Origin of the sequence: Klebsiella electrica (genome assembly GCF_006711645.1) — a bacterium.
In the GTDB taxonomy this organism is placed as follows: Bacteria; Pseudomonadota; Gammaproteobacteria; order Enterobacterales; family Enterobacteriaceae; genus Klebsiella; species Klebsiella electrica.
Window position 1 is genome coordinate 175,008 of sequence record NZ_CP041248.1, and the last position, 26,311, is coordinate 201,318.

Here is a 26,311-nt window from a genome sequence, read left to right on the forward strand (position 1 = left end):
TGTGGTGGTAAATTAAGTGCAATTAATCAAGAAGGTGAATCAATGAGTGAACAACTGAACTGTCAAAGCCGCATGGATGCGGCGACAACTCTGTACTTGCCGCAAATAACTATCCCCGTCCTGCTAAACCAATGACGTAACTCCTATCTCTCCCGACTTGTTGGAACAAGTCGCACTCACAAGGTGCAATTAAACACTGAACAAAAATTCATGGATGAATGGTTACCGCCGAAGGACTCGGCGCAAATAAAAAACGTACATACCATTATACACAGTATGTACGTTTGAAATGAAAGCCGCTGACGTTATATGTAAAGCCCTGTCACTCACTCACACGCGAATAGACACTGTTTTTACTATATACTCCGCAGGGGCGTTTTATTTTATTTCGACAGATATTTAATATTAGACTCTATCAAATAAGTAAGCCTACGGCCATTTCTAACCGTCAGCAGTATAATCACCACAAAAATTACGGCAAGTATAAAAAATATTAGAGCAGTACTTTTTATAATATATTTAATATAATTGGATTTAAGATCATTTCCCGACTTCCAAGCAGAAAGAGGATTTGAAGCAAGCGCACCAGACTTGTAACCAATGTCATAAATATGGTAATCAATAGCTTTATAAAGTTGTGAATCAAACAGTGTGTTTTTGTCTTTGACACTATCCTCTTTATATTCAGGCATTAACAAAACCAAGTTTCCAAGATGATTTTTATAATTGCTATCAGATACTTTTTCAGCAGTAATTATTACACCTCTGAGTAACAGGCCATCGATATCTCCCAGTTTTTTTGCAGTAGCTGGTTTAGGATCTGCAAGTGCTTTTTCAACTGACTTTCTTAGTAAACTCCCTCTGTCTCCATAGATTTCATACAAAGAGTCCAAGTCTCCAGTTTTCATAGCAGTACTTATTTTGTCGGTATTGTATTTATAATTATGAGGCTCATCACCAAATGCAGCAATAAATAAATTAAACCCTACAAACAATACTATGCAACTTGTCATTATCTCAAGTTGTAAACCATTCCCATTAATAATTGCCCCTAGTATTACAATCAATATACATACACCCACACCAACTCTTCCATATATGGAAATAAATGATCCTATCGTATCAAAAGCATTTTCAGGAACTAACTCATTGGAGCGTAGAATGTTGAATATATCGTCAGAAACCTGTTTGACTTGCTCATCTACTGGCATGTCTGATGGAATACAAAACCATAATATTAGAAATATAATAGCGAAGATTAGAGATATAGCTAAGGTAAAATATATAGCTCTATCACGCTTCCGTCTAATAGCATTCTCAACATCATCATATGGATTACTTTGTCTGATTCTAGCCATAGCACATCCTCTAAATTTAACTATTATTTGGAAGACAGTTCTTTTGCTACCATAAAACGCTTCTCCTTCCATTGCGCTGCGCGAGCTTCAAGCTGGGTATGTTGCGTCTTGGCTCGGTCGTGGATTTTTTTAATTTCTCGACCGGCCTCATTGATCTGGTTTGATATGTAATCAATTGTCTCAACATCATATACAGTACGATTAGCTGTTTTGGCTACACGAATACTGCTCTCTTTTACTAACAAAGCTTGACGTCTGGCTTGTTGATTTACAGAATCACCAATTGCCTGAATCAGTAATGAGCTTTTATCACTCCTTTCGGCCTGGTCAATAATAAGATGGCTGCGTTTAGAAGATGGTATCGTTACTTTAATAATAGTTTCAAACTGGTCTACCATCGAGAGGTTATTGAACTTCATCATTTTCATCATCTTTAGGTCTTCAAATGCCTTTTGTTGTTCCGTGATCATGTCATTTCGACGTTTTGTTATGAGGGCGATTTGATGTTCAATATTCATTGCTTCCATGCTCAGCATGGTATTATCAGGCTGATTTTTTAGTTCCTTACGAATAGAAGCCTGAACTGTTTGTAACTTCTCCAGAATGTAATAGGCAGCTACAATGTTAACCCCTGTATTTTTTACACTAGTTAAAGCTTGGTCATACATTCCATCAATATTTTTATTCATTTCAAACAACCCCTCCGATATGCTTTCGATATCCGAGGTTAAAATATCGATTTGTCCTTTAACTAAATCAAATCTTGACATTGCACTAAAATGAAGACCGATGGCTTTCATTATGAAAGGCCCAACATACGGTATCCGTGACAGTTTCTTTTGAAGATAACTTGGTTCGACTGCATTACTGACTTCACGAGCCAGTGCAACAATCTCATTCAGAGTCTCTCCCTTCTTGCCCTGAGATGATGAGCTGACGCTGAGAAGGAGGTTATCAAGATAATTAATATCAGTAGTGTCCTCCAATCGTCCAAAGTTATGCGCGGCATCAATATCACCAATCTGGAAAGATCTGACTGCATCTTTTATTGATGATTCCATACTTACATCAACAGCATATTTATCAAATTCCTTAGCCACTTTGACATCTAATATATCAATACTATTTATGATCTTCATGTTATCTCACCTTATGTTCTTATTTAATTTATTGACCAGCTTCTTGAATTTTTCATGAGCCACTTCATCAATACCACTACAAACACCACTGGCGTTGATGTTCTTAGCCTGCCCTTCCCACATAGGTAATAAATTATCTTTAATATCTCGAAGGCTATCTTTTACATCGACAGCTGTTTCATAGCTCATTTGTGCTTGAACCTGACTTAGTTTTAAACCAACAAGAACTCCCTGAAAGTTATTAACTCTTATCCGTAGCCTGTTAATTGCCATATATTCATTGCTTGTGACACTATAGTCACACTCGTTCTTATTTTTCAGATATGACTCAACAACATCTATGAAAACCTCTAGCTGATGAATATCTTGCGCATAGATTGCCTCCAAACCCTTCGTGATTTCAGCATGAGCGGTTAGCATTTTGAAATGATCAGGTATCCGTTCGCATAGTTTCATAACTACTTTGTTATAAATATCTAGCTGGGCTTTCCGTAAGATTTCGGAACCTGTTAAATGATCGAACATCCGACGAAAAAGATTCTTTTTTCCCTTTGAGAAATTGACTTCCGCTTTTGTCATTGCGTCTATGAGATGGTAAATTTCATCTAAGAGCGACTTTTCAATATCACTCATCTTAACTGCTTCATCAATTGACATTTCATGCCCATTGATGTTGAGGACACATTTTTGATTTGAAATAAGCTCTGGCCCAAATCTATCGTAACTTAATGGGTCTTTAACAAAGGCTTCAACCATCTTAGTGGCATCACTGCTCATTTCAATTCTCCACAAATTTCGATAGAAAAAATTTACCATGTTCTCTTAAACTATCGAAATTCCTGACCATATAATGTCCGTTTTTCGGGGTCGTTTTGCGTTCAAAAAAAGTCGGAGAAAATTTGTCTGTCTATAAGATGGTGTAAACAAGTATAACTATGGTGGATTTCATGGTTAAATTTATACCCATTATGGTGGTAGCGGGCAGAACGCAGGCCAACTCTATTGCCAGGTTTCTACTGGATTCAGTGCTGGTGTGGTCATTATTGTGCTGGCTCAATACAATTATTCCATTCTATGTGCCGTTGGTAATAACCATTACAACATGCACAATTTATGCACGAGTTGGTTATAAAGTATTTTTCAAGCCGTTAACCTTCATGAAAACTAGAAGTTTTTATGTCGATGCTGAAAAACCAACAGTTCAACTCAATTACACATTAGCTGGTGGGCAGGCGAACCAATTTTTCACTTTAGCCCAAAAAACCACCAGCATCCATTTTGTTTACCTTTTCACCTGTCTCGTATACCTGTTTTTGGGTAAATCGCTCTCTAATTACGCAAAAAATATTAAGCGTGGTATATAACTCCATGAAACCGTTAATTATTGTTTTTATCATCTCTGCACTTTACCTCTCTTATCAGCTGATAAGGTCTCGTCGTCCAAAACATTGGTTGATAGTTTCCTCCTCATTGTCGCTTGCGGTTATTGTGTCCTTTCAGTTTCTCGGCGGTGTATTCCTGATCCCGACAGAATCCATGTACCCAACTATAAAACCTGGAGACTTGGTTATCGCTCAGCGTGTAGGTGGTTTATTCGATCATCGCGCTATTAGGCGTGGGGACGTACTCGTTTTTAACGCCCCTTCTGTTCCCGGCGTTTACTATGTCAAACGCGTATTAGGTATTCCTGGCGATACCGTCACATACAACGAAGAGAAAATCTTCTCGATAAACGGTAAACAAAACGGAAACCAGATTAAAAAAGATGGTTTTACTACTCAATACCAGGCAGATACCGACACTGCCGGTCAAAGTTATATCTTCCAGACAGATAACCGTATCGGCTACGTGAAAACGGGTAAGAAATGGATCATTCCCGAAGGATACTACTTTATGGCCGGTGATAACCGAGACCATTCGCTTGATTCCCGTTACTGGGACAATCCCCCTGGCACACCTAGGAACCTCAGAGGTCTCATTCCCCATGATAGTCTCGTAGGGCGAGTAAATTTCAGGATCGTCAATTTAGGCTTTCTGGCGCGTGGGGATTCAGGTGACCGTTCCATTAAACAACGACAGCAGCCGCATCAAAGGTAATCAGTCATGATGATCGAAACCTTTTACAAAACCAATAATGTGGAGGTCAGAAGCACTTACGAGGAGGTACTATCTGCCTACCAATTGTGGTTCAGGTTAACAAACCAGCTCTGTAACGATGAAGGATTCGAAGGTTTTACTGCTCATGATTTTTGTGTGCCTGATTTGTTTCTGCGATCAGTCGAATGCCATATCCAACGTGTGTCTGGTTTCCGTCAATTCAAAGAGCAATGCTTAATTAGCCCCGACAATACTATTCCTTTTGCCCTAAGAACAGACCATGAACATGGCTCTGCGCTATTCAATAGGTTTAATGATATATCGAAGTCTGCACTGACATCGCTGGGTATCGATCCAATACGCTTTGGTAACCCACCATTTGGTTTTGCGAAGGCTGTATTTTCGATTCTGAAAATTCACCATGAAGCAAAATTAAATGGATTAGTTGGGTACAGCCAGTTGTGGGCACTTGAAAACCAGTTCGACGAAATCCTGTTTGTTTGTTCTCTACCCGTAGCAGGCTGCGGGAGAATTCCATTTTATGAGGCTCCAGCCATCCCTCCTTACTGGATACCCATCACGGGAACTGAAGCCATCGACCTCTTTAATACCCACAACACCAAAATGAGGAAGAGAGAATGAAATCTATCACGACTGTTCTTTTATGCTTCCTTATCCTGGGTTGTGGAAGTCGGGATAAATTACCAATTCCCGCAACCAAGGCAATAAACGCGCTTCCAGATGCGATGGCAACCCTTTCTAATGCTGGTCTCTGGAATGAAAATGAACTTTCTGGCGCTGAATTCCTTGAAAACAGTGACAGAAGTATGATAGTTGCGAACTTAACGAGCGTTCCATGCAGAATGGTGTTCAGTTACGTCAAGACTTCAAATCATCCTTATTGGATGCCGAGCCAAATTGCTTGTGAGGGAGATGAGAATGATTAACTAGATACACTGATATGCTTCGTCAATCGCTACACGGTGGTATTCTGTTATACAGGCCTGTAAAGTGTATGAGGAAACCATGAACTCTCTACTCCAGCGTGTTGTGATTTACGCCATTGTGATTCTGATATGTAGCGTTTATTGCGTTCTGTACTTTGTGCCGCTCACTTCCATAAAGACGATCAACGCCATAGGCATTGCAAACTTAGTGGTACTGGCGTTACTCACATGGTTGTTAGTAAGACCACGGTTGTTCCAATTGTGGGGTGGGTATCTTGTACTGTCAGCAATTTATTTAGGTGCGATTTACCCTGATTTTCCATATGTTGAAGAAATCATCGTTTATACATTTGCCCTGATTTGTTTATCAGTCATGTTTTACGATGTATTCATTGATAACTGTAATGGGATACTGAGGCGCACCTTTCTTAGAATTAATTCTGAATGAATGGTGACCATATGGTTTTTAGAAAATTGGCAGCAAAAGGAATGTCCCGATGCGCCAAATTCCAGTGGTGCTTTTTCCTGCTAGCGTCATTAGCTTTATTCTTTCTACATGATGGCCCGTTGGTCATTGCGGGCCTCTTTATTACACAATTGTCTCTCCAGATGTCGATGACCCGTACAGGAAAGGAAGTCTTCGGCGTTATTTTTAATATCCAGTCATGGAGAAACAGTGGTGCTAGCCAGCAAACCAATTTTTTCCGGTGGTATATCGGCTTCCCGATTTCCTGCTTGCTATATATTCTTTCTCTTACTAATTATGTGTACGTTCCAGGCGATTTGTATTATCAGTTTATTGCAAGCAGTACTGATGACCTAGCACTCGTAATGAATCGTTTTGCTGTAGGCGTGAGTAACATACTCCCTGAAATCCTTCGAGGCGCATCTCTAACCCTTTCGATGATGATGTTTGTCGCAACATTGCTAAAAAATGTACAACTTGCTGAAGTACGTCGAATTTACTCCTCCATTCAGGATGGAAATGATTCCCAGAAAATTCTCTCGAATATGACATGGGAGCAATTCGAAAAGATTATAAGACTGCATTTCGAACTCAATGGCTACAAAGCAACTCTGACTAATACAGGAGCTGACGGCGGAGTCGACATTCTGCTGCAAAAAGATGGTCGCCGCGAAATGGTACAGTGCAAATTATGGAAAACCAGCAAAGTAGGAGTCTCGGTAGTCCGCGAAATTTACGGTGTAGTGCAAGCCAATGCATATGAGCGGGGTTATATCATCACCTCTGGGTTCTTTACTCAGGATGCATGGGAATTCGCTCTTAGCGCAAATGTTAAAGGAACATTATCGCTTATCGATGGTTCCAGACTTCTGAAAATAATCAAGGATAAAGAAATCCCCCCGCCTGCCACTGAGATAATAAATGTTGGTCCAGGTGAGAATCAAATATACGATCTTAATGTCATACCTAGCTGTCCCCGTTGCCATAGCAAAATGGTTAGAAGAATGTCGAATGGAAATTATTTCTATGGTTGCTCGGCTTACCCAATTTGTAAAGGAACCCGTAACCTCTAGAAATCTATTTTCAAGAAAACCATCTCATTTTGCGGTCGTTTTCAGGCCGCAAAATTTCGAGAGCTACCTCCCTCAAGATATAATCCGTTTATTATCGCGAGAGCATATTTTCCTAATCAATTCCGGGGCAACCATCTCACGCGATTATGGGGCTTTCCATATCATGCTCACTTTCATATACACCGTGAGTTGGGGCTTCGGCCAGAACGAATAGTGATCAACGAGGTTTTCAATGACGAGTGAAAAACGTGGCACAAGTGCTGAATACGGCCAGGAGAAATTACGCGAACGCGCAGCGCAGAATGCTGGAGATGAAACCCCCAGTGTTAAGGCGCGATTTTCTAAAAAAACCTTGAGTATCCTGGTTGCCGGTATCTTTGCGGTAAGCACATTAGGCGCATTTATTTTAATGAATGGTAAACCAGACAAAGAACCGAACCTATCTATCGTCGAAGTTGCAAAGAGTGGGATCAGCGTTAACCCGGATATTGCAAAACAACATGGTATCGATGTGGATGACGATGACCTTGATACCGATGAGGCTGGGCCTCAGCCAACACTGACACTTCCTATCACAAATAATGAACAGGAACCCGCATCAGCGCCCCCTGATGATGATAAAAGTGAACCTACTGTCACAAAGCAAGATAGCGCCGGTGTTTCCCCTGCATCGTCTGATAATCTTGGCGATCAGATGCTAAAAATGGCCACAACCACGCCACCAGCTAACCCGGATGCAAATTCACCAGTTGTATCTAAGTCAGATCCTGCTACGCAGTCATTGGTTGACTCAATTAAGGCTGAACCTGGGTTTACTGACGGTAGCGAGGTTTCACAAAACGCAGAGCAACCTGGAACGGTTGAGATAACTCCTGCACAGGAAATCGCTAAAAAAGCACTATCTGGGGCCACTAGTGAAGCCCCGGCTTCAGCTCCAGTTACAGCAGAACCAAATCAACACGCTGCGGCGCAGACCAACCCGGTTCAAACACCGCCATCACCTACCACACGTGATATTGCAGGTGTTGAAAACATCACTAAAGATACCTCTGGCCATCAAATTGACCCAGCTGAGTTCGGTTATACGGAACCCACTAAAACTACTGCTACGTCAGACTATAAAGCAGCATCAGAAGGCTATACAGCCCAACAGTTTGTTGTTCAGGAGAAGAATGCGCTTACTGGCGCTGACCTGGACTATAGTGGGCACTTTAAAACTGTTGAATACAATTCGCAGGGACAAAATACGGTATTCGTTTATTCAACCTTTTCATCAAAAGTATTCTTGTTACCATCGAAAGGTAAGGTCAACGTATACCTTTCTGATGAAAAAGGTTGGTCAGTCTCACTCCTCCCAGGAAATATCCTGCGGGTACAGCGTTCTGAAAACAAGGGGGCATGGTCGCAGGCAACCGACCTCTTTGTACTCAATGGCGAAAACTCCTACTCGTTGATTCTTCAGGCTGTTGGCGATCCTGATAAACGAACCGATTCCCTCAAATTCACAAAAAAGGAACTTTCTAAGCAAACGGACAAGTTGGCCAAAAAATCCAAAGCCTGACTGTTGAATTGAAAATACGAGCGCATCTTTGGTGCGCTTTTTTTTCGGGAGAAGTTACATGACAGATTCATGCATCGACGGCTTAAGGCTGGTTTCGACCAGTTACCACATTGGTTTACCCTGGATTGAATGGTCAGAGGCGAGATCCTACATCGTATGCCGAGCACTGGTAGATCAGGGAGTAATTGCCGGAACTGCTACTATAGGAACACGTCGAAAAAAGGTCAAAGAACGCATCAATCCAGGAGATCGTGGGTTATACCAAGTCACTGAAACTCAGTACGGATGGATAGCACTTAAGGGTGGTGGCGTGATCGATCCCTGCGGCTTTCTTGGTAACTCTTTTTCCGGCCCGGAACCCCAGTTTTGTATCCTTGAGAATGATGAGTGCTATATCAGGGGTATAAATCCTGTTCAGTGCCCGAGAACTCACTTACCTGAACATCTTGTAAGTGATGAGTTATTCCCGCTAACACGCGGTGTTATGCGCGATACATGCAGCCGTCTGCTGGGTTACAGGTTGCATATACAGGGATTGACTATGTCAGAGGCAGCATACCTTCTGTCGAGACCGCTTACCGATTTTGACCGGTACAGCCGCCTGGTATATGAATACTTTATTAAAATGGGACTAAGCAGCATTATGCCATTAAGCAACATCAAAATGCTGCATCCGAATTTAGCCCGTAAAGGTTGGCGTTCATTTTATAACGACCTGGATATGGACGAACTTGAAGCGTTTCTTAAATGATAAAATCAGGGTTCATCCCGAACCCTGATTAAAATTCAATAATTAGGTATGTAATCCACACCACCAGTCCAACGAGATTCCCAGTGGGCCAGATACAGCGCTGTAACATCTGGTGCGTTATAAAGTACAAGGCTATTTTCACTATTTTTATTGAAAGCCGAACTTGAGTAATTATAACTACCGGTTTCAACAGATATCCTATCAACACACAAATACTTATCATGGTGCAGAAGAAATTGATCATTCGTCCGTAACGGAATGCCCGCGTTAACTACTGTATTCATAGTCGAGACTGCATATCGGTTATTATTTTGCCCTTTGTCAACTACGATCCTGACATCTACTCCCCTTCGGTGAGCATTAATTAATGCTTTCGCAATTACGGGTGACGTAAAAGAGTATGCCGCCATACGGATTTCCTGCTGAGCTGAATTGATCAGATCCAGTATTGCTTTCTGTGCAGACCCTTCAGGTGAAAATCCGACAACGACTCTAACGCCACCAGCCGGTAGCATTACTTCTGTTGGATTATCAGCCTGTGCAAAAGTAGAAAAAAATAATAATCCCAACGATGTCAACGTACTGACCAACACCTCTGATTTCAACATATCCACCTCGTTTAAATGTGACACTAGTAAAGTTGGCTTTCATACTCAAAAAGAAGTTTTCATCCAGATTTTCATATATGTTAATAGACACGGATAAATGTCACCTTATATCACACATTGCTATTGTATAACGCCCTGCTTTAACAATGAAATCAAACAAAACAAATTTTATATTAATAAAGTTCCCGGCTCAAACTCGTTAAATAGCTGGAGAACATCCAAAGATCGAAATTATTAAAACTCGTTATTAAGGATGTTTAAATGAACGCTATCAAATTTGAGAAGTTTAAAACCCCGCTGGTGATCACCGGCATTCTGATTCTTGCCATTGTTACCGCTCACGCTTCTGGTTCAACCCAGGCAGGTTTTGACGATGTATGGCTCAAAATCTCTGATTACATGCAGGGTTCTCTGGGTAAGGTGCTGATCGGTCTTATCGTTCTGGTTGGTCTCGCAGCTGCTGTTGTACGTCAGAGTCTGATGTCACTGGCGGTTGCTGTTGGTGGTGCGATCTCCCTGTACTACTCACCGGACATTATCAATGGCATGATGGCCGCATCCCACGCAGTGCAAACCACTTTACCGGCATTCATGTAACCATCATGGATGTAAAAAAAACCGGCTCTGGCCGGTTTTTTTACATCTTCATATTTTATTTCCCGCCCATAGAAAATTCCATAATCCGATGTAAAGAACTATCCAGACCGCAACGATAACCCGGAACCGACGTTGGTAAGCACTGCGTGTTTTGTGTTTAAACATTCGTTGAGCAATGAAACAACCTGGCCACCCGCCCAGCACAATGAGCGCATCCAGCGTCAGTTCATCCACACGGTACTCGCCAGCAGTCGCGGCCTTTTTATCTTTGTAATAGATGTAAATCGAAATCAGACTCCAGATTGACATCCAGACAAAGGACGATAAATAAAACATAGATTACCTCCTGTTGAGGGCCGCAGTAATAGTTTGATGGTACTATCTTATTGTATTACTCATGAACAGATAAATTTGTATTCTTAAAAATGGGTACAATTTGCCCCCATTTTTAAATCATTCGCGCCGTGTCAAAAGGTACTATGAAACGATATCTAACATAAAGGTAATTCTGATGCCGGTAACTGATGAACAGAACGTGATCATAGGTTTCAAACCTACACCTGGCAGTATTGTTTCAGTACAGGCATACGCGGGGTCTGGTAAGACCTTTACACTAAAAGAATTCGCGGATGCAAACCCCTCACTCAAAATTCTCTATATCGTTTTTAATAAAGCTATTAAAGATGATGCAAAAAAGAAATTCCCAAAAAACGTCGAGTGTAAAACATCTCATGGTTTGGCCGTGACCCGGTACAAACACTTTGCTCATAAATACAGACAGTTTATATCCGTGAGCGAATACCGCGCAATGATGGGTGAAGATGACTGGAGAGTGGTTAAGCTTGCAATAAATGGGCTTACCCATTTCATGAATTCAGATGAACACGAAATTACTACTGAACACGTACTTAAAGACTTAAGTAAAACCGATAAAATATCTCAAAGCAGGTTGGATCAAGCGCTACGTGCAGCAAAACGTACATGGCAAATGCAATCTGACCCACTCAACGATGCCTATTGCTCACCGAATACCATCCTCAAGTTGTTCCAGTTATCGAACCCAGCCCTAGACCAGTTCTACAATGTCATTCTCTTCGACGAATCGCAGGACGCAAATCCGGTAACGATCGATATCGTTCTTAGAAACAACTGCTGCAAAGTTTTTGTCGGCGACCAGCACCAAGTGATAAACCGCTGGCGCGGTGCGGAAAACGCCCTTGAGATTGTTGAAGACCACGGGGCTCAGGTTATGCGCCTGACTAAGTCATTCCGGTTTGGGCCTCTTGTTGCAGCACTGGCCAACGTTGTGCTGTCAATGAAGGGTGAAACGTTCCCCTTGGTAGGCCTGGGTAGTCTTGATGCTATCGTTGAGCCATCGGCGATACAGGATCAAAACTTTTACGCCATCATCAGCCGCACCTACATGGGAGTCATACAATCTGCCTACGAGTCGATTATGTGGGGCAAACGGGTGATGTGGAATGGAGGTATTTCAAAATACCGTCTCGACGAGCTCCTTGATTTACATGCGCTAAAAACAGGTAACATTGCTGCTATTAAAAATAACCGTATCACTACGGAATACGGGAACTGGGCAAATTTTTTAGAGATCGCAGAAACCACCAAGGACGTGGACATGGTGCGGGCGATTAAGTTAATGGAAGTCTATGCTGATATCCCCGGGATGGTTGAGACCATGAGGATGAATGAAGCCAGAACAGAAAAGGAAGCTGATTTAATTGTTACCACAGCCCATACCTCGAAGGGAAAGGAATTTGACCATGTCATCATCAATGACGACTTCCCATCCATTATAGAAGCCGTTGTGATGAAGAAGCCACGGGAAGTAATTATTGACGAACTTAATCTGCTGTACGTAACTATTACCAGAACCAAGAAATCTGTAAACATCAATACTTCGTTAATGGAGCTATTAGAAGAATACCGAAGTCGTATTGAGCGAAATGTTTCAGTAGTGATAATCTGACAAAAAAAGCCCTGGTTAATTCAGGGCTCTTTTTTATTTCTATTTATCTTGTTGAGCTGGTGAGGCTTCGCCTGATGTGTCTCTCTGAGAATCGACAACCATAGACTGGATCACTTCAACGAATTTTGAGAAGGGCTGTGCGCCTACAACAGAGACTTCTTTACCGGTGACATTATCACGCACAATCGTGGTTGGTGTACCATCAACACCGGCAGCTGAACCGGCCTCCATATCCTGCTTAATGCGCTTAATCACTTCAGTACTGCCCATACAGGTATCAAATTTCGCCTGGTCTACCTCAAACAGTGCTGGGATGCTGTCCGCATCCTTAAAACCTTTACCGTTTGTTTCAGTATGGTTAAACCAATAATCAGTAACGGCCCAGAAAGCACTCGGCCCTTTCTGCTCCGCAATACACTCAGCAACAGCTGCGCCCTTCGATGCGACCGGCTCATGGAATGACATAGGGTAATGACGCCATTCCCAGTTAACAGCCCCGGCTGTCGCGGTATCAACGATATACTTCGGCGTTTCTTTGAAGCGTTTGCAGAATGGACACTCCAGATCTTCATAGTTGATCAACGAAAACCGAGCGCCAGGCTCGCCATAGATATAACGGCCATCAGTATTTTTATTTGCTTTGTCCCAGCCTTTATAGAGTGCCTTTCGTTCTTCCGCGAGCTTTTGGTCGGCGATAGACTTAAGAGCACCCTTTACTTCGTCCTGAATATTTCCGTTCACTCCCTGTTGAACTGCGGGGTTCTTGGCCAGCGATGTACTAATTTTATCCAGCAGTTGATTGGTCATCACCTGGGTTTTGTACGAGATAAAACTAATTACCATCAACCAAACCATTCCGATTACAACAACGATTCCCCCGGCCCAGGCAAAAATTGTTTTATTTCCAGAACTGCACTTTTCATTTCTTTGCTTATCCATTGTACCCTCGCATTTTGATGGATTAGGACTTAGGTTGTTGGTTATCGATCTGCATCTGAATTCGATATTTCCGCAGCTCTTCCGGTTCACCACTGGAAAGCACATTTAATTCGTGGGCACTTAACCGATAGCCAGGTGTTGAGCAGTATTTATCTTTGATACGGAGGTATTCAGCCCTACTGGCGTTCTGTGTGTTATTAGGAAGGAGAAAGGTATTTTCCCCGCAAAATGCTGGGGTCTGTGTGAACGTGCCACGCGGCCCATTGGCATACTTTGTGTTTGCCACTGAAGTGAGCAAGACCTGGGTGTAATTGTCATGTGCCACATATCGCTTCCCGGATGGATCATTGATGGCATACGGACTCACGAGCGTATGCTCATACCCAGGGTAACGTATAGCCGCGCCACCGCGTTCTGTACCACGCCAGGATTCGGAGTACTGATACTGGTAGGGGTACTCGGCCCTGGCGGGGAGATTGCGCGTTTCGTCGAGGTAAGTACGTTGTGGCTTACCTGTCCCACTGCAACCGCTGGTGATTACGCCGGTAATAACCACCAGCAGGGGCAAAACAATTTTATTCGCCAATTTCATTGCTTAGGCTGTGTCCTTTAATTGCATAATTTTTTGTAAAACAGTCTAATGCAACCCAGTTTCACCATCGCCAGATAATTCCTCGCCGTTTTGTCGTAACGCGTGGCAATGCGACGGTATTCTTTCAGACAGCCAAAACACCGCTCAACAACGTTGCGATTACGATAAGCATCACGATCAAGCTGTGAACGACCATCTGCTGCCATTTTTTCATTAGATTTCCGCGGGATAACCACTTTTATCCCTTTTCGTTTCAGCTCATTGCGAAGCGCATGTCCTGAGTAGGCTTTGTCAGCCAGCACCGCATAACCACGACGTTTCATGCTGCCGTTCTGGCGCTGAACACCAATTCCGTCCAGAAGGCGTAATGCGAACTGGCTTTCGTGAGCCTGTCCGGGACTCAGCACGATATTTAACGGGAGACCGCCTGCATCCGTCGCCATATGGATTTTGGTGCCAAAACCACCGCGAGAGCGACCCAGCCCATGATCTCCGGCGATATCGGGATGTTTTTTTGCGCGCCGGCGGCGCACCTGAGTGCCCGGATATTGCTGCCATCCAGCGCAGTAGCTGACCAGTCAACGAGGCCGTGAGCATCAAGAGAAGAAAGCAACCTGTTGAAAATAATATTAATCACACCCGACTTAGACCACCGGTTAAAGCGGTTATATACGGTTTTCCATGGGCCGTATCGTTCAGGTAAATCACGCCATGGGGCACCAGAGCACAACACCCAGAACATGCCATTGATGATCATACGATGCTCCGCCCATGGGCGTCCGGCCCGTGGTGTTGCAGGTTGAGCGGGCAGTAAAGGCTGGATGATATCCCATGCTTCATCGGGAAGGTCGTAGCGGGCCATAGTTCAATATGTTGTAGAAACAGATGGTTACTATAGCTCAGACGATTAAGGGACACAGCCTAGTCTCCAATTGGATAGCAACGTCATTATCTTAATTTCTCACCCTTGACGTTATGTTTTATGAAGACAAAACGTCGTCATTTTCCAGCACGATTTTTTTCTCAATCGGTTAACTTACAAGGTACTTAACCGGAGAAATCTTTTAATGCTGAGACACATTAAAAATATTCTGAATACTTTTTTGCCTGATAACAAAAAGGCTACCACTGATCTATTCGGTGACGAAATCGATATGTCAGTAGATGAAGAAATCGGGAAACTCATTTCATCACGAGATAATATGCGCTATCCGGCAAGCGAAATCGGATTCCCGGCTCAAGTACCGGGTGAGTACGTATTACGTCATTACCAGAAACCACTTGTGATGGCGATTAAACGAGAACTGGATATTAGGGACTCTGAGTTTAATCAGCTTATTCTTCCTATGCTGATAAATTTCGCTAACTTTGTTCACCTCTTCCCGGCATCCGAAAACCATCATCACCGTGCTGCAACCGGATTGTTGCGTCATTCATTGGAAGTGTGTTTCCAGTGTATCCGGCGTTCTAAAAACATCGAGTTTGATTCAATGGCGGTTCCCGTACATAAATCAAATCGTGCATTAGCATGGCGACTTGCAGTCGCAGCTGGTGGGCTACTTCATGACCTCGGGAAACCATTTACCGATTTTGAAGTATGGAACGAAGACGGGAAAATTCACTGGCCTCCAGGCCATGAACCAATCCATGTCTGGGCAAAAGAGAACAATGTAAAAAGATACTATCTTGTATGGAAACCAGGCCGTCACCGCCAGCATACCTCCAGCACGAGCAATATGTTGTTGATGATCATGCCAAAAGAAATGCATGTTTACCTTCTTAACGGCGGGAATGATATTTTCAATGAATTGACCCGGGCACTGAATGCCAGTGCGCAGCTCAATGCAGAAAAAATCAGTGGTCAGGACGTCAAAAACAAGATCCTCACTACCATTAAGGCCGCCGACTCAGCATCCGTTAACTATGATATGCGGCAATACGCCGGTGATGCGATTCGTGCAAGCCAGTCAGGTGTACCTGCGGTTCAGCGTGTAGTTGATGCCATGCGCCATAGATTGAAAAAAGGAGATTGGATTCCCAACAAGCCAGGAAGCCCTGTATGGGTGACTACCTATGGCGTATTCATCGTCTGGGGTGTTGCGGTCAAGGATATTATTGAGACCGTTAGGAACTCCGGCGCTGTTATTCCACAAACCCAGAATAGTCTGGCTGACCTGATGCTAAGTTATCATCTCTGTCGACCAAACGTTCACCAGGACGATGACACTGCATACTGGCGTATTGCCCCTCATATCTTGAATGATAAAAGTTCAAGAGAAAGCAAAGACCCTAAAGTTGCGTTGAGCTGCATCCTTCTGATATCTCCAGAAGTACTATTTGTCGATACTGTTGACCCTCTACCATGCAGCAGCCGCATCCGTATTGAAGGTAAATGGGTGGAATACCTGACCGGGAGGCCAAACCAGCCAAAACTCGTCGAAAGCGAACCCTACATTGGTCAGAAGCCGGTTCCGTCAACCGGAATACCGAATGAGGTCGACCGCTCAGTTTTACAGGGCGGAACAATCATTGCTGATGAACAGGAATCTCCACTGGAGAGTATTTTTGGAAACCGACAGGTTACGCCGGAAAACGCCCACGAACTGCTGCATAAGCTCAATCTGCTTTCTGATGAGGACTACAATCGTGTAAAGGAAAGAAATACCAGTACCAAAAATCAAAAAGATTGTCTGGATGACACTAATTCACCAACAACTGAGCTGGCGGGCAGCGGGGAATCAAAAGGGCTCAAAGATAATCAACCAAAGCCAGTGTCGGAGAATAATGAACCCAAGCGCCGTCTTTCCCTCAAAGAAACCCTGGCATCGGCACAAACAGAGATTGAGTTCTCTGTACCCAGTTCACTTATAAAAGAACCAAACCATAAAACTCTGAACGAAACCCTTGAGTTTCATTCAATCATCAACTCGTATAATAGCAACGAACCAACTTCAAGCGATGCATTGGATCAGACCCAGCCCTCACCTACCCGTCAGGCATTAAAGGAAATTCAGCTGCACCAGGATGCTGTCGATACCGGCATTCAGTCTGGTGAGGTAATTGATGATTATTCAATTTACGAAGATTATGATTCCATGTGGCAGGATGACGTGAAAGCTGATAACGATTTTGGTTACTCGGCTCATGCGGATACTTCGGCCAACATACCGGCTAACGTAAAATTTTACGATAAATTTAGTCAGCTATACGTATCTGGTCTTGAAGCGGCCAAAGAATTTCTCGTTAAATATGTTACCGACCACTCAGACGATCTTTTCATTGAATCAGGCCACTTAATCATTGCTATTGATAAAGATTTTGATGAGCGTAATTATGCTCTGCTTCAGGACTCCAACTGGTTATGGCAAAGGTTTATGGAAGCCCCAGCCCAGTATTATTTCCATCGTACTCAGAAGTGCTTATATCTCAGAAAAGAACTTAATAATGATATCGACTTGCTGATGGATGGGAAGTTTAACGATCTGCTTTACTCTGCTTTAACTGATGTTTCTGATAAAGATTACAACATTACAGATTTATGCAATGAAATGATTTCAAAAGGTATGCTGAAGCGAACCTATTCTGGAGAGCCTGTCATTGCCGTAAGCGTTGCCTTAAAGCGACGTATTGCGGATGAACTCGGCATTGATATTACTCAATTGCAGAAGATTATGCTGATGCACTTTGATTTCTATTCAAAGACCGGTGTTGACTACATTCTTCCTAATAGTGAACGAATGCATAATCAAATGGTGGATAAAGATGAGTGAGTGGAAATATAACTTACGTTGGCGCACAAATTTTGAAGGCCTTGAGACTCTTGGTTGGACAGCAGGTATAGCCGCAACTATCGGGGTTAATACACTGTTTAACATGCCATCTCTACCCTGTTACCTCTCAGTTGCAGTCCAGGCTGCTTATGGTATTCGTAGTCTCCCGGCAGCATGGGATATTTATACGCACAAACGCCGCCTGAAGCGAAAACCAAAACCACTCGTAATGGACATGAAATCATTTATCGAACAGATGATTCGTGAGCCTGACAGCTATCTTATTTGCAGAGGCTTTGAGTGGGGCCAGAATGAGGGTCAACTGGCATCTGAGTTGATAAAGCGTGACATAAAGAAATTTGTAGCCAAACCATCCAAAAATTTTATGGGCCTCGGCTGGATTCATGCGCTAGGTAAAAAAAACGAATGGATCGGAATTTCTGAAGAACTTTTATCGTTGCATACGCTTATAACTGGCACAACCGGCTCAGGCAAAACAACATATTTTAAACTACTTATTCTTCAAGCCGCACTAAAAAAACAACCACTAATCCTCATTGACCCCAAAAATGATGAAGAACTGGCTGAATGGATGAAGTTCTGTCTGGAATTGGTGGATCGCTCAACGAAATATAATTACGTTTCATTGGCGCATCCTGAAAAATCAGCTCGAATATCTCCAATTACTAACTACACTCAGGCTGGCGAGGTAGCTAACAGAATTACATCGGTTATTCAACGTGCTGATAGTACGAGCAATCCGTTTGTTTCATTTGGTATTATGTCATTAACTACGGTTGTTGAGCTGATGAAAATCTGTGAAATCAAACCGACTTTACGCAATATTAAATCACAACTGAGTGCTGACATCTCTTCATTAGCATCTCTATTGATTATGGCCATCACTAAATTCGGCCACAAGACTTTAGGAGAGTCCGATTTCGACATTATTTTACAGGCGAAAATTGACCGTTACTCGTCTAAAATTAAAGGCCCAAAAGAAATAGCAGAAATATGTGCAGACATTTACCGAAATGACATTAAAGGTAATAAAGGGAAAGGCGATACTTCAATTGAAGCCGGTATTGATATGTTCGGTCATCAGCGCGAACACTTCCAGAAAATGATTCTGAACGTGATGCCAATTCTTAGTCAACTAACTCAAGGGTTTATGTCAGAGTTGTTATCCCCTGACAGTGCTGATGAAGATGAACTGAATGATACTCGTCCAATTTCGAATATTCAGGATATCATCACTACCGGGGGAATGTTGTATTTGGGGTTAAATTCCCTTGCAGATGCTGAGACTGGATCTGCGGTCGGTTCTATTTTCCTGTCTGATATAACATCTGTTAGCTCGACTGTGTACAATTTTTTAAAACCTGGTGGTCAGGACTTGGCTTCTGTAATGGTGTTAATCGATGAAGCAGCTGAAGTTATTAATGACCAAGTTATTAAAATGTTGAATAAAACCCGTGGTGCTGGGTTCCGCTTATTTATTTCGTCGCAATCGACTTCCGACTTCGAAGCCCGTCTCGGTTCAGAAGCCAAAATGAAGCAGGTTATAACCAATACGAACCACTTTACGGCGCTACGCACACCAGATCCTGATGCCCAGGAAGCAGTCATGAAACGAGTACCACCGACAAAGTTCAAATATATTATGCGTGGTCATGGCTCCAGCGCAGGTGCAGATCCTGAACAAATCACCGGCAGTGTCGGGGAACGATTGATGGAGGAAGAAGGCGAGTTATTTCAATCTCAACTGCTAGGTTGGTTACCCAACCTCGAATGCATGGCCATAAATCAGGCTAATAAAATAGTAAAAGGTAAAGTCCCCGTCATATTAATGCCGAGGAATGAGTCCGAGTTAAGCGATGTCCGAACTATCGCTAAAAAGTACCTTTCAATCTACGAACGTCAACAAAAGGTTCGTGGTGAAAAATCACGTATCAGCGCCGAGGGGTAAATATGATTAAAACCAAAACTCTATTAAAGCGTAAAGATGATCAAGCCTCATATGACGGTTTGACCATGATCTGGCCATGTGTTGATGGCATCACTGGGCAAATGTTAGCTCTACTGAAAACCCTTACTCCTGATGAACGCGTTGGTGCAGCAGTGAGCTCCGCTATCAAAGCTTATCATCAGGACAACGAGCAGGAGCTGAATGACTGGGAGCGGCTTGCGATCTATATCATTGAGCTTGGCTTGTTCGTTTGCCGGGAACTTCAACACACGTTGAATTTCTGTGAAATTACTTCACGGATAAATCTCCCGAGAAAGCTAACCAACGAACTGATTATCCAGGCTGGGAGGAAGGCGAAGATTGGGGATATCGAATGTCTGATAAGTTGAATGAGGAAAAGTGGCCTAAGACGATAAAGACACTGATCATCTGGAGTTCGACGATTCTCCTTTTTATCTCTGTCTTCTTTCCGGTTGAGTATTTTAAGTCTAATGCTCTGAAAGAAATCGCATGGGGTCATAAAATGATAGGCGAAAAAGATTTCGTCATGGTATTGCAAAAGGCTCGCGACAATTATACTGAAGCATTTGTAAATACGGGGATTGATAAGGCGTTAAAGGATTTTTACCAGCTTCCTCCCAGCGACATGGCCAACCACGGCGGGCCACTGAAATACTTTGTTGGGCTTTTCCAGAACATTGCCGAGAACCTGAATTATTGGCTCTACATGATTATGTATCGTTTAACACTTGATATGTATTGGTTACCGTACATGGCCGTGGTCATCATCCCGTCTCTGTTTGCAGGGGTAATGCGGTGGATGGCAAAAAGATATAACTTTGGATATGCCAGTCCGTTTCTTAACCGTCGTAGCATGGTATTGATTGGCTGGGGTGTATATAGCGTTCTCCTGTCGCTTTTTATACCGTTACCTGTGCCTCCAATGATCGGGGCACTCATAATGATAGTAATGATTCCTATTGGTTCATCTCTACTTATTTCAAACCTACCAAAACGTATTTAACCTTAAGAAAAGCACCTCAATTTGCGGTGCTTTTCTTTTTCCTCAATATTTCATGTTTGTTAAATTAGCTGTGCGAGGTGATGCATGACTAATTCGAAACCATTTATTCTTTCTGCCCTGCTCTGCCTGACGTTTACCGTAGGGATGATTAGCTATTTGCTAATTTCTGATGTCCCAGAAAAAATCCGTATCCTCAATCAGAAGATCACGGCATCAACTTACCCTCAGTCACGGGATGTCCTGAACAAAGACATGGCTGAAATCATACTGCCCTATCTTAAAAAGCAAAAAGCTGCTGAGGCGTCTCAGGTCAAAGTCCAAAAGCCAAACGAAATCTATACGCCGGAACAATTGCAGCAATCAAGAGGCTACAAATGAAAAAGAACATTTTGAACTCTCTTATATTTGGAATTCCGCTCATGGTTATGGTAAGCACGGCTGCATTTTTTACTTACCAAATCGATAGACAGTCCCAACTTCTTAATGACCTAGCGATCGTTGCTGAGACTCACAAGCCCGTAGTAAACAACAAAAGCGAACTACTGGACGCATTTGCAAAATACATTAATGCAGCGGGCCTAAAACCTGAATCGCAGAAACAATCCAATGTCGGTTACCGGACTGGAAACAAACCCGATACCGCCTATGCGCCTTCTACGGACAACGAACGTATTTATGGGAACCCGGATGCTCAGTTCTATATCATTGAGTATTCCGATTTTGAATGTCAGTACTGCAAACAACATTTCCCAATCGTTATGGATCTCGTGGATTCATCACAAGGGAATATTGCGATGGTTTTCAAACATGTTCCTGTTCACGGGCAGGCTTCCCGTACTGAAGCTTTAGCAGCGGAGTGTGCTGTTGAGCAGGGAGGAAATCCATCTTTCTTCCAGTTATCTAAAGCGTTATTCCGCTACAGCCAATCTGACGGGCACGGTCTTAGCGCACCGCTAGACCAAATCGCCCGCGAAACTGGTTTAGACCCGAACCGCTTACTTGAATGTATCAATGCGGCCAGGCCGTCCAGCAAGATAGCCGACGACGTTCGTGAAGCAGGTCAGCTTGGTATCCAAAAGACCCCTACAAACATTGTTGTCTACGGTGATAAGTCAGCCATTGTTCAGGGCGCAGTAGATGGAGCAGGCCTTATGCAAATGATGGCTCAGCTTGCAGGCTCTGGTCAGAAATAGGCGCATTTTGTCGTCAATAAATCTGAAAAAATTCATATGAGAGGTCATCATGGAACCTGTTTATATTTCTCACTCGATTGACGAACCACCAAAGTTATTTTTTTGGTCGATTGATGAAGCCATGCCATTTTTCGTTGCTCTCGCGGTTGGGATTATCACTGGACGATTATTACCGATGATAATTCTGGGTGTTGTAGTTTCACGTGTTTATGGCGGTTTTCTGGCGCGAGCTTCTGAGAAATATTTTATGCACCTCTGTTACTGGAAATTCGGAGTCACATTCGGTGGTGGCACTTTTGTACCTGAATCCTTCGACCGGGAGTTTATTGTATGAATATCCATAATTTCAAAAAAGGGTTAGTTGGACTTCAGTTAGAAAACAAAAGTTTCAAGTTAATCTCTGCCTCAATGATTCTGGCAAACCTTGTACTTGGTTATGCTCTGTTAGCCAAAACACAACCCATCACTATTATTCCGCCAAACCTTACAGAAACAGCCTGGCTGGATGAAAAAGCCGCCAGCAGCTCTTATATGAAGGCATGGGCGTTATATATAGCCGACAGTTTTGGAAATGCTAACCCAGCCACTTTAGATCTACTCAAGAATTCTATCGGCCCGTTTCTTGACGCTTCAATTTACACAAAAGTTATGAAAGCAATGGACGACCAGATTGACCAAATTAAGCGCGACCGAATCTCGCTTTCTTTTAATCCGGTCGGGGTTATCACCGACCCGTTAGCAGTTGGTACTTTTTATGTCACCGGTAACCAAACTCTCGAAGGTATCACCGGCAAACCATCGACCACGCCAGTCTATTACGAGATTACTGTTAACGTAAAAGGCTACCGGCCCATTATTACGTTCATTGAGATAAAGAGTGGCAAACCGTTGCTGCCAAGTGAAGAAGATAAACACAAAGGTCAAAGGCAGAAATCTTCGGCAGCTCGAACTTCCTGACAGAATTTCGTTAGTTGATTTAACCGAGATATAAATCTTTAAGCGAGAGATTAATAAATCAGCAATCAGTAAACAAAACGGATGTGCCGAAATGAATTTTCTGATTGGTAATAGCCAATTTAAAAATGAACGTAGTGTTGCCACTTATCGGGGGGCTAAATGTTGAATAGTAAACGCATAATTATCCTGTTGCTTACCGCGTCGTCCACATTAGCGACCCATAGCGTAACGGCGGGCGAAATGTCTGTTGATCAAGGCATGGTATTTGAGCAGCCTGATGCGCAGTCGCAACCCAAAGTCACTGCAAAACTCGCCTCTCGACCAGCATCCTCAACTCAGGCAATGCTCAGCACAGAAACACGCCCATATCCTGACAACTATACACCACCAGCAAGTAACTCTATCAATGGCGGGAGTGAACCAGCTATTGATGGCCGTAATATTCAACCAGTACCTGCTGCAATTGCCAGTCCCGTTCCACTCACAAAAGAAGTCATTCCTTCTCGGCTGGAATATATCGTTGCGCCTGGCGTGAACACCCTCGTACCGATTTCGATTAACCAGATCAACCGGCTTGTTACACCGTTTGAACACCCTGTAGTGCAGAAAGTTAAACAGGAGGGTGTAACTGTAAATGTAAAAGATAACGCTCTCTACGTTTCCACCTCAGACAGTAACCCGGCAAGTCTCTATATCAGTGAGAAAGGTGACGAAAGTGTAGCGATCTCCGTGTCGTTAGTACCTCAGAAAATTGCACCGGTGCAAGCCACTCTCATGCTTTCACGAAAGCTGAACAACACGAGTACTTCTGGTGTTATGCCTGCGGCATATAACAACTATGGTGGAAGCGAAGTCAAAGCCAGGCGATGGGAACAGAAAGATAATTACATCGAGACGATTCGCAACATAATGCGAACCATCGCGCTTGGGGACATTCCACCCGGATACTCTCTGGGAAATCTCTCTTCAGGAGTTGGTATCCCGAACTGTAATTTCCGCACGGGTACTGACCAGGATCAGATTCGCTACTCCTTTGCAAATGGCCAGTATCTTCAGGGTAGTCAATTCAGTGTCATCATCGGCGTTGCACAAAACACTGGTTCATCAACAGTAATGGTTGATGAATCACTCTGCACCCATCCTCAGCTTGCAGCAAGAGCACTATGGAGTCGCAACACTCTCCAGCCTGGCCAGCGAACTGAAGCTTACTTCGTTATCCGCAACATCCAGCCAAACGAACAAGCTAACGATTCCATGCGCCCTAAACTCGCGGAGTAAAATCATGCTTATCCCCTTAAAAGAGAAATGGGCCTCAATTTCAGCAAAGCATAAAAAATGGGTTTTATGGGCTGGCGTATTTACTTTCGCCGTTCTTTTTTTGCTCTTGGTTATACCCGACTCAGCTGGCCCCCGAAATCGAGCGCCACAAGAAAAAGTGATTGCCAGCGTCCTTACCGATGGTGATACCAATGGAGTTAGCCAGAATGCTATTGCGGCGCGAATTCGCGCACTCGACAAGACCATTAAAGAGCAAGGTCAACTGATTAAAACGTTAACCGAGAAATATGGTGCTGATCAGACAGCTCAGCGTCTTAGCAATCTGGAGAACAACCAGAAAAAATCAGGCGCTGAGGTTGCAGCTATTAAGAAACGCGTTGATACCGTCTCTAACCCTGTGCCTTACTCACAACAGTCTCGCGGAGCGACACCACTGGCTGGAAACGGCCAACGTAACGTCCCTACTCTGTATAAACCTGAAGAGATATCTGCCCCTTCAGTTGCGCCAAGAAACTCAGGAAGTTTCAATAACGGGAAAACATTACAGCGCGTATACGAAGATGCGGCCCCCCCTGTCGTACCGGAACCCGCAGCAAACCAGCGTCAGCAGAAAGGGAAGGATGGCAAAGCAGTACCAAGCCAGGCAACTCCTGAAATCATCACTGTACAGGAAGATATTGAAGCCGCACCCGTTGCTGACGAAGATGATAACCCCGAGAACCAGACCTACCTTCCTGCAACGTCGATCATAAGTACTGTTTTGATTGCGGGGATGGATGCACCAACATCTCGTGATGCACGAAAAGACCCTTATCCGGCGCTGGCCAGGGTGAAAAAGGATGCAATTCTCCCAAACCGTTTCCGTGCAGATATACGTGAATGCGGAATGCTTGCAGCTGGGTTCGGTGATTTGTCCTCCGAAAGAGCTTATTTCAGATCGGAAGTCATAACGTGCATTCGGGATGACGGTGCAGTTTTTGAAGCCCCACTCGTAGCCTACGCTGTTGGTGAAGATGGTAAATCAGGTGTTCGTGGTCGACTGGTTACCAAACAAGGGCAATACCTGGCACGAGCCCTGACCGCTGGCTTCCTACAGGCTGCATCTCAGCTCTTTAACGTACAGAGTATTCCGACAATCAGTATTAAACGCGATGGAGATAGTAGTGACGCTACTCCTTACCAGCAGGTTATGAGCTCTGACGCACTCCAGGGCGCAGCAGTTTCTGGCGTAGGTGGCGCATTGAATCGTCTTGCCGATTTCTATATGCAAATGGCCGGTGACCTTTTCCCTGTAATTGAAATTGATCCAGGCCGTAGTGTTGATTTTATTGTGCAAAAAGGGGTCATGCTGAAATTCACACGTGTTACTTCAAAAACTCAAACCGTTGGGGGCAAGAAATGATGACGAAGAAAATTGTATCGGCATTGTTTTTAGTTAGTGCCGGTTTTGCGATGTCGGGTTGCTCACTACTGGGCCAGAACGATGAATATGGATGCAAGGGAATGCCCAATTCGGTCACATGTATGAATGTCCGAGATGTGTATGCCCTGACCGATGGAGATGATTACCAGGAGCAGATTGACACCGCATCTGAAAACCAACTTTCGGGAAAGCCTGTGGAGGTTAAGCGGCTGCGCACTACAGCCGGGAACGGTGGACGGAATACTGCCGATGGTGGTCGATACGTCCCTGTGCCTGCTACTGCTGCTGATCCTCAACCCATCCGAACGCAATCTATCGTCATGCGGGTGCTGGTTGACCCCTATGAGACCGCAGATGGAGACCTTAACGTCCCTGGCTACGTCTATACCGAGATTGAGCCGCGTCGTTGGGAAGTCGGTGCAAGAAATAGTGCCACATCAACTGCTGTTATCAGACCAATGTCTGCACCGGTTGCCGCTGCTCCAGCACAATCCCAGGGTGAGACATCACAACCTCCTCAGAAAGGGAGTTACATTAAATAATTGTCCAGTAGTACCGGTATACCGGTACTACTTTTTTCAT

The 26,311-nt window shown here is 43.7% G+C and carries 29 protein-coding genes; 21 read left to right on the plus strand and 8 right to left on the minus strand.

What is annotated here, in order from left to right; all coding sequences use genetic code 11:
• Positions 1-383: 383 nt before the first annotated feature.
• The 3 genes from Electrica_RS26225 to Electrica_RS26235 are packed head-to-tail and all read right to left on the minus strand — an operon-like array spanning position 384 to position 3,274.
• Positions 384-1,358, minus strand: a complete 975-nt coding sequence (locus Electrica_RS26225; RefSeq protein ID WP_016241600.1) for a hypothetical protein — start codon at positions 1,356-1,358, stop codon at positions 384-386.
• 23 nt (positions 1,359-1,381) lie between these two features.
• A complete protein-coding gene (locus Electrica_RS26230) occupies positions 1,382-2,497 on the minus strand; it encodes a toxic anion resistance protein (protein WP_016241599.1) in 1,116 nt (371 codons plus the stop codon).
• Between the two features lie 6 nt (positions 2,498-2,503).
• A complete protein-coding gene (locus tag Electrica_RS26235; RefSeq protein ID WP_016241598.1) occupies positions 2,504-3,274 on the minus strand; it encodes a hypothetical protein in 771 nt (256 codons plus the stop codon).
• A gap of 170 nt (positions 3,275-3,444) precedes the next feature.
• Here Electrica_RS26235 and Electrica_RS26240 point away from each other — a divergent pair, with 170 nt between their 5' ends.
• The 8 genes from Electrica_RS26240 (at position 3,445) to Electrica_RS29060 (ending at position 9,392) form a co-directional block, all read left to right on the plus strand.
• Entirely contained in the window at positions 3,445-3,861 is a 417-nt protein-coding gene (locus Electrica_RS26240; RefSeq protein ID WP_016241597.1) for a hypothetical protein, read from the plus strand.
• A 4-nt stretch (positions 3,862-3,865) separates the two neighbouring features.
• Positions 3,866-4,594, plus strand: a complete 729-nt coding sequence (gene lepB / locus Electrica_RS26245) for a signal peptidase I (protein WP_007372211.1) — start codon at positions 3,866-3,868, stop codon at positions 4,592-4,594.
• A gap of 6 nt (positions 4,595-4,600) precedes the next feature.
• Entirely contained in the window at positions 4,601-5,236 is a 636-nt protein-coding gene (locus tag Electrica_RS26250) for a hypothetical protein (RefSeq protein WP_016241596.1), read from the plus strand.
• Positions 5,233-5,541, plus strand: coding sequence for a hypothetical protein (locus Electrica_RS26255; protein ID WP_016241595.1), 309 nt, complete (start codon positions 5,233-5,235; stop codon positions 5,539-5,541). Before Electrica_RS26250 ends, Electrica_RS26255 begins: the two co-directional genes overlap by 4 nt.
• Positions 5,542-5,620: 79 nt before the next feature.
• Positions 5,621-5,989 carry a hypothetical protein gene (locus Electrica_RS26260; RefSeq protein WP_016241594.1) on the plus strand — a complete coding sequence of 123 codons (369 nt, stop codon included), beginning with the start codon at positions 5,621-5,623 and terminating at the stop codon, positions 5,987-5,989.
• A gap of 11 nt (positions 5,990-6,000) precedes the next feature.
• Complete coding sequence (locus Electrica_RS26265) at positions 6,001-7,080, plus strand: restriction endonuclease (protein WP_142255943.1); 1,080 nt, start codon at positions 6,001-6,003, stop codon at positions 7,078-7,080.
• 232 nt (positions 7,081-7,312) lie between these two features.
• Positions 7,313-8,641, plus strand: coding sequence for a prolipoprotein diacylglyceryl transferase (locus Electrica_RS26270; protein ID WP_007372213.1), 1,329 nt, complete (start codon positions 7,313-7,315; stop codon positions 8,639-8,641).
• A gap of 58 nt (positions 8,642-8,699) precedes the next feature.
• Positions 8,700-9,392 (plus strand): hypothetical protein, encoded by a 693-nt coding sequence (locus Electrica_RS29060; RefSeq protein ID WP_016241592.1) that lies wholly within the window; start codon positions 8,700-8,702, stop codon positions 9,390-9,392.
• A gap of 35 nt (positions 9,393-9,427) precedes the next feature.
• On the opposite strand, the gene Electrica_RS26280 is transcribed toward Electrica_RS29060, so the two are convergent.
• On the minus strand, positions 9,428-10,000 hold the full coding sequence (locus Electrica_RS26280; protein WP_016241591.1) for a phospholipase D family nuclease: 573 nt from the start codon (positions 9,998-10,000) through the stop codon (positions 9,428-9,430).
• A gap of 261 nt (positions 10,001-10,261) precedes the next feature.
• On the opposite strand from Electrica_RS26280, the gene traA reads away from it, so the two are divergent.
• Positions 10,262-10,597: a TraA family conjugative transfer protein gene (gene traA / locus Electrica_RS26285; RefSeq protein WP_007372215.1), complete on the plus strand. Its 336-nt coding sequence runs from the start codon at positions 10,262-10,264 to the stop codon at positions 10,595-10,597.
• 48 nt (positions 10,598-10,645) lie between these two features.
• Here the strand turns inward: traA and Electrica_RS26290 are convergent, their stop codons facing one another.
• Positions 10,646-10,933, minus strand: coding sequence for a DUF1294 domain-containing protein (locus Electrica_RS26290; RefSeq protein ID WP_007372216.1), 288 nt, complete (start codon positions 10,931-10,933; stop codon positions 10,646-10,648).
• 175 nt (positions 10,934-11,108) lie between these two features.
• On the opposite strand from Electrica_RS26290, the gene Electrica_RS26295 reads away from it, so the two are divergent.
• Positions 11,109-12,584, plus strand: coding sequence for a UvrD-helicase domain-containing protein (locus tag Electrica_RS26295; protein ID WP_007372217.1), 1,476 nt, complete (start codon positions 11,109-11,111; stop codon positions 12,582-12,584).
• Positions 12,585-12,623: 39 nt separating this feature from the next.
• Here Electrica_RS26295 and Electrica_RS26300 read toward each other — a convergent pair whose 3' ends face one another.
• The 3 genes from Electrica_RS26300 to Electrica_RS26310 all read right to left on the minus strand — a co-directional run bounded on the left by Electrica_RS26300 (position 12,624) and on the right by Electrica_RS26310 (position 14,977).
• Positions 12,624-13,523: a DsbA family protein gene (locus Electrica_RS26300; protein WP_016241590.1), complete on the minus strand. Its 900-nt coding sequence runs from the start codon at positions 13,521-13,523 to the stop codon at positions 12,624-12,626.
• Between the two features lie 22 nt (positions 13,524-13,545).
• The gene (locus Electrica_RS26305; protein WP_016241589.1) at positions 13,546-14,115 is read right to left on the minus strand and encodes a hypothetical protein; all 570 of its coding nucleotides are present in this window, start codon (positions 14,113-14,115) and stop codon (positions 13,546-13,548) included.
• A gap of 17 nt (positions 14,116-14,132) precedes the next feature.
• Positions 14,133-14,977, minus strand: a protein-coding gene (locus tag Electrica_RS26310; RefSeq protein WP_141963343.1) for an IS5 family transposase whose coding sequence is annotated in 2 segments (ribosomal slippage) — positions 14,133-14,632 and positions 14,632-14,977 — 846 coding nt in all. Because the reading frame shifts where the segments join, the coding sequence is not laid out codon by codon here.
• Positions 14,978-15,182: 205 nt separating this feature from the next.
• Between Electrica_RS26310 and mobH the strand changes: the two genes are divergently transcribed.
• From mobH to traV, 11 genes are all read left to right on the plus strand, one after another.
• Complete coding sequence (gene mobH / locus Electrica_RS26315) at positions 15,183-17,885, plus strand: MobH family relaxase (RefSeq protein WP_007372219.1); 2,703 nt, start codon at positions 15,183-15,185, stop codon at positions 17,883-17,885.
• Entirely contained in the window at positions 17,878-19,854 is a 1,977-nt protein-coding gene (gene traD / locus Electrica_RS26320) for a conjugative transfer system coupling protein TraD (protein ID WP_048242093.1), read from the plus strand. The genes mobH and traD overlap by 8 nt, the downstream gene beginning before the upstream one ends.
• A gap of 2 nt (positions 19,855-19,856) precedes the next feature.
• Entirely contained in the window at positions 19,857-20,243 is a 387-nt protein-coding gene (locus Electrica_RS26325; protein WP_009654243.1) for a hypothetical protein, read from the plus strand.
• Complete coding sequence (locus tag Electrica_RS26330; protein WP_007372221.1) at positions 20,228-20,878, plus strand: DUF4400 domain-containing protein; 651 nt, start codon at positions 20,228-20,230, stop codon at positions 20,876-20,878. Before Electrica_RS26325 ends, Electrica_RS26330 begins: the two co-directional genes overlap by 16 nt.
• Positions 20,879-20,962: 84 nt before the next feature.
• The gene (locus Electrica_RS26335) at positions 20,963-21,256 is read left to right on the plus strand and encodes a hypothetical protein (RefSeq protein ID WP_007372222.1); all 294 of its coding nucleotides are present in this window, start codon (positions 20,963-20,965) and stop codon (positions 21,254-21,256) included.
• A complete protein-coding gene (locus Electrica_RS26340; protein ID WP_007372223.1) occupies positions 21,253-22,071 on the plus strand; it encodes a DsbA family protein in 819 nt (272 codons plus the stop codon). Before Electrica_RS26335 ends, Electrica_RS26340 begins: the two co-directional genes overlap by 4 nt.
• Before the next feature lie 49 nt (positions 22,072-22,120).
• On the plus strand, positions 22,121-22,405 hold the full coding sequence (gene traL / locus Electrica_RS26345; protein WP_007372224.1) for a type IV conjugative transfer system protein TraL: 285 nt from the start codon (positions 22,121-22,123) through the stop codon (positions 22,403-22,405).
• Positions 22,402-23,028 carry a TraE/TraK family type IV conjugative transfer system protein gene (locus Electrica_RS26350; protein ID WP_007372225.1) on the plus strand — a complete coding sequence of 209 codons (627 nt, stop codon included), beginning with the start codon at positions 22,402-22,404 and terminating at the stop codon, positions 23,026-23,028. Before traL ends, Electrica_RS26350 begins: the two co-directional genes overlap by 4 nt.
• A gap of 240 nt (positions 23,029-23,268) precedes the next feature.
• A complete protein-coding gene (locus Electrica_RS26355) occupies positions 23,269-24,306 on the plus strand; it encodes a TraK domain-containing protein (protein ID WP_007372226.1) in 1,038 nt (345 codons plus the stop codon).
• A 4-nt stretch (positions 24,307-24,310) separates the two neighbouring features.
• On the plus strand, positions 24,311-25,708 hold the full coding sequence (locus tag Electrica_RS26360; protein ID WP_007372227.1) for a TraB/VirB10 family protein: 1,398 nt from the start codon (positions 24,311-24,313) through the stop codon (positions 25,706-25,708).
• Positions 25,705-26,271, plus strand: a complete 567-nt coding sequence (gene traV, locus Electrica_RS26365) for a type IV conjugative transfer system lipoprotein TraV (RefSeq protein ID WP_016241587.1) — start codon at positions 25,705-25,707, stop codon at positions 26,269-26,271. The genes Electrica_RS26360 and traV overlap by 4 nt, the downstream gene beginning before the upstream one ends.
• Positions 26,272-26,311 lie beyond the last annotated feature (40 nt).

Coding starts and splice junctions, on each gene's coding strand:
- Electrica_RS26225 (WP_016241600.1), bottom strand. CDS start 1,358: ATGGCTAGAATCAGACAAAGTAATCCATATGATGATGTTGAGAATGCT.
- Electrica_RS26230 (WP_016241599.1), bottom strand. CDS start 2,497: ATGAAGATCATAAATAGTATTGATATATTAGATGTCAAAGTGGCTAAG.
- Electrica_RS26235 (WP_016241598.1), bottom strand. CDS start 3,274: ATGAGCAGTGATGCCACTAAGATGGTTGAAGCCTTTGTTAAAGACCCA.
- Electrica_RS26240 (WP_016241597.1), top strand. CDS start 3,445: ATGGTTAAATTTATACCCATTATGGTGGTAGCGGGCAGAACGCAGGCC.
- lepB (WP_007372211.1), top strand. CDS start 3,866: ATGAAACCGTTAATTATTGTTTTTATCATCTCTGCACTTTACCTCTCT.
- Electrica_RS26250 (WP_016241596.1), top strand. CDS start 4,601: ATGATGATCGAAACCTTTTACAAAACCAATAATGTGGAGGTCAGAAGC.
- Electrica_RS26255 (WP_016241595.1), top strand. CDS start 5,233: ATGAAATCTATCACGACTGTTCTTTTATGCTTCCTTATCCTGGGTTGT.
- Electrica_RS26260 (WP_016241594.1), top strand. CDS start 5,621: ATGAACTCTCTACTCCAGCGTGTTGTGATTTACGCCATTGTGATTCTG.
- Electrica_RS26265 (WP_142255943.1), top strand. CDS start 6,001: ATGGTTTTTAGAAAATTGGCAGCAAAAGGAATGTCCCGATGCGCCAAA.
- Electrica_RS26270 (WP_007372213.1), top strand. CDS start 7,313: ATGACGAGTGAAAAACGTGGCACAAGTGCTGAATACGGCCAGGAGAAA.
- Electrica_RS29060 (WP_016241592.1), top strand. CDS start 8,700: ATGACAGATTCATGCATCGACGGCTTAAGGCTGGTTTCGACCAGTTAC.
- Electrica_RS26280 (WP_016241591.1), bottom strand. CDS start 10,000: ATGTTGAAATCAGAGGTGTTGGTCAGTACGTTGACATCGTTGGGATTA.
- traA (WP_007372215.1), top strand. CDS start 10,262: ATGAACGCTATCAAATTTGAGAAGTTTAAAACCCCGCTGGTGATCACC.
- Electrica_RS26290 (WP_007372216.1), bottom strand. CDS start 10,933: ATGTTTTATTTATCGTCCTTTGTCTGGATGTCAATCTGGAGTCTGATT.
- Electrica_RS26295 (WP_007372217.1), top strand. CDS start 11,109: ATGCCGGTAACTGATGAACAGAACGTGATCATAGGTTTCAAACCTACA.
- Electrica_RS26300 (WP_016241590.1), bottom strand. CDS start 13,523: ATGGATAAGCAAAGAAATGAAAAGTGCAGTTCTGGAAATAAAACAATT.
- Electrica_RS26305 (WP_016241589.1), bottom strand. CDS start 14,115: ATGAAATTGGCGAATAAAATTGTTTTGCCCCTGCTGGTGGTTATTACC.
- mobH (WP_007372219.1), top strand. CDS start 15,183: ATGCTGAGACACATTAAAAATATTCTGAATACTTTTTTGCCTGATAAC.
- traD (WP_048242093.1), top strand. CDS start 17,878: ATGAGTGAGTGGAAATATAACTTACGTTGGCGCACAAATTTTGAAGGC.
- Electrica_RS26325 (WP_009654243.1), top strand. CDS start 19,857: ATGATTAAAACCAAAACTCTATTAAAGCGTAAAGATGATCAAGCCTCA.
- Electrica_RS26330 (WP_007372221.1), top strand. CDS start 20,228: ATGTCTGATAAGTTGAATGAGGAAAAGTGGCCTAAGACGATAAAGACA.
- Electrica_RS26335 (WP_007372222.1), top strand. CDS start 20,963: ATGACTAATTCGAAACCATTTATTCTTTCTGCCCTGCTCTGCCTGACG.
- Electrica_RS26340 (WP_007372223.1), top strand. CDS start 21,253: ATGAAAAAGAACATTTTGAACTCTCTTATATTTGGAATTCCGCTCATG.
- traL (WP_007372224.1), top strand. CDS start 22,121: ATGGAACCTGTTTATATTTCTCACTCGATTGACGAACCACCAAAGTTA.
- Electrica_RS26350 (WP_007372225.1), top strand. CDS start 22,402: ATGAATATCCATAATTTCAAAAAAGGGTTAGTTGGACTTCAGTTAGAA.
- Electrica_RS26355 (WP_007372226.1), top strand. CDS start 23,269: ATGTCTGTTGATCAAGGCATGGTATTTGAGCAGCCTGATGCGCAGTCG.
- Electrica_RS26360 (WP_007372227.1), top strand. CDS start 24,311: ATGCTTATCCCCTTAAAAGAGAAATGGGCCTCAATTTCAGCAAAGCAT.
- traV (WP_016241587.1), top strand. CDS start 25,705: ATGATGACGAAGAAAATTGTATCGGCATTGTTTTTAGTTAGTGCCGGT.